The sequence below is a fragment of the Stenotrophomonas sp. P5_A8 genome, from assembly GCF_056400545.1.
On record NZ_JBFULB010000496.1, the window covers coordinates 1 to 1,894 of the forward strand.

Sequence of the window (1,894 nt, forward strand, 5' to 3'; positions counted from 1 at the left end):
GATCCGATCAAGGTGACCCTGCTGACCCCGGGGCTGTCGATCGATGGCGATATCGGCCAGCGCGGCATCCCTGCGGCGGTGCTGAGCAAGTTCCTGTGGACGCGCGGCATCACCGTGGAGAAAACCAACCTGTACTCGGTGCTGTTCCTGTTCTCGATGGGCATCACCAAGGGCAAGTGGAGCACGCTGGTCACCGAGCTGATGGCGTTCAAGGAGCTGTATGACGCCAACGCGCCGCTGACCCGCGCCTTGCCGGGGCTGGCGGCGGACTTCCCGGTGGCGTATGCCGGCTGGGGCCTGCGCGATCTGTGCCAGGCGCTGCACGAATTCAACCGCCAGTTCGCCGTGGCCAAGGTGATGCGCGCGATGTACGTGGACCTGCCCGAGCCGGTGATGACCCCGGCCGAGGCGTACGACCACCTGGTGCGTGGGCAGATCGAGCGGGTGGACATCGAGCARATCAGCGGGCGCATCGCCGGCACCATGCTGGTGCCGTACCCGCCGGGCATCCCGACGATCATGCCGGGCGAGCGTTTCGGCGCCAGCGATGAGCCGATCATCCAGTCGCTGCGCATCGCCCGCGAGCAGAACGCGCGCTTCCCAGGCTTCGAGTCGGACGTGCACGGGCTTATCATCGACCGCGACGGCGACGTGCCAGGCTACAAGGTGGAGGTGCTGAAGGTCTGACGCCTGCGCGCCGGACCTTCGGCAAGCGATGGATACAGCACGCGAGCAGCGGGTCCTCACGTTTTCCATCGGGGTAACGATGGCGGTCAGCGCCATCGGCTTTGTCGGTGGCCTGCTGGTGGGGTCGCAGGCCATTCTGTTCGACGGCGTCTACAGCCTGGTCGACGTGGCCCTGACCCTGGTGGCGCTGTCGGTGCTGCGGCTGGTGGCGCGGGAGGAAAGCCCGCGCTTCCAGTACGGGTACTGGCACCTTGAACCGATGGTGGAGGCTTTGGGCGGGGCGATCCTGTCGCTGGCCTGCATCTATGCGTTGGCCAATTCGATCATCGGGCTGACCACCGGCGGGCATGAGGTCAAGGCCGGCCCCGCGTTGCTGTGGGCGGCCGTATTGTGCGTGAGCAACCTGGGCATGGCCGCGTTCGTGCGTGCCCGCGCGCAGCAGCTGAAATCGGCGCTGTTGTGGCTGGACGTACGCGCCTGGCTGTTGAGCGGTCTGATGAGCCTGGCGGTGGTGCTGGCGTTTGCGATCGCGCTGCTGCTGCGCGATGGCACGCACGCACACTGGATTCCCTACCTGGACCCGCTGGTGTTGGCGGCGATCAGCGTGGCGGTGCTGCCGGTGCCGTTGCGCAGTGCGTGGAAGGCCATGCGCGAGGTGCTGCAGGTGGCGCCGGATACGCTGGACGCGCGCGTGCAGGCAGTGATGAAGGACTTCGTGGCCGAACACGGCTATCTGGATTTCACCAGCCACGTGGCCAAGATGGGGCGCATGCGCTTCGTCGAGATCCACATCCTGACCCATCCGGAAACGGTGATCGGCAGCATCGGCAATGTGGACCGGCTGCGCGATGACATCGCCGGGCGCCTGGACGCGCGCGGTAGCGAGTTCTGGTTGACCATCGATTTCACCGCCGATCCGGCCTGGACCTGATTCGGCGCGCAGCGCTCAAGGTGGGGACCTCTGGCCCTCACTGGACGTCGAGATGATCGTTGCGTTCTGCGGCAGTGACACCACGAACGGGTAGCGCGGCAGCAGCCAGGGGTAGTCTCGCTCCAACACGGCGTGGGCGTCATCCCGACGGTCGTTGAAGGCCAAGTCGTGCGCCATCACCCGGCGGGCATCCTGCTGGCTCGGCTCGCCCGTCACGACGTACACATCGCCAATGTAGGTGGCCTTGCCGGCCTCGATCGTGATGTGTGGGGCATC

The 1,894-nt window shown here is 66.4% G+C and carries 3 protein-coding genes; 2 read left to right on the plus strand and 1 reads right to left on the minus strand.

Translation table 11 applies throughout. The annotated features are described in order from the left end of the window. Both AC1DQP_RS20030 and AC1DQP_RS20035 read left to right on the plus strand, forming a co-directional pair. Nucleotides 1-687, plus strand: a 687-nt coding sequence (locus AC1DQP_RS20030) for an Orn/Lys/Arg family decarboxylase (protein ID WP_478052370.1), incomplete at its 5' end; no start/stop codon positions are given. A gap of 28 nt (nucleotides 688-715) precedes the next feature. Next, nucleotides 716-1,618, plus strand: a complete 903-nt coding sequence (locus AC1DQP_RS20035) for a cation diffusion facilitator family transporter (protein ID WP_478052371.1) — start codon at nucleotides 716-718, stop codon at nucleotides 1,616-1,618. Nucleotides 1,619-1,633: 15 nt separating this feature from the next. Here AC1DQP_RS20035 and AC1DQP_RS20040 read toward each other — a convergent pair. After that, the coding region (locus tag AC1DQP_RS20040) for a hypothetical protein (RefSeq protein ID WP_478052372.1) at nucleotides 1,634-1,894 on the minus strand (261 nt) is incomplete at its 5' end.

Bases quoted from the DNA above. Each gene is read 5' to 3' on its own strand.
- AC1DQP_RS20035 (WP_478052371.1), top strand. From the start codon at position 716: ATGGATACAGCACGCGAGCAGCGGGTCCTCACGTTTTCCATCGGGGTA.